A 233-nucleotide genomic window follows, 5' to 3' on the forward strand; every position below is an offset into this window, starting at 1 on the left:
ACATCAGGCGAGCGTTCACATAGGCGCGGTGAAGCGCATCGCGCATCGCCAGACCGTTCATTACGGTGGCTAACATGCCCATGTGGTCGCCCACGACGCGGTTCATCCCTGCTTTCGCCAGACCAGCACCACGGAACAGGTTACCACCACCGATCACTACGCCAACCTGGATTCCCAGCTCGACCAGCTCTTTGATTTCCTGAGCCATACGGTCAAGTATGCTTGCATCAATA

Annotated in this window: 1 pseudogene; it reads right to left on the bottom strand. The window is 56.7% G+C overall.

Annotated features, from left to right (window positions below):
* Window positions 1-233 (bottom strand): annotated as a pseudogene (locus FDX22_RS15320) (UMP kinase); the annotation flags it as partial.

The organism is Citrobacter sp. TBCS-14, from assembly GCF_005280805.1.
GTDB classification, from domain to species: Bacteria; Pseudomonadota; Gammaproteobacteria; order Enterobacterales; family Enterobacteriaceae; genus Citrobacter; species Citrobacter gillenii.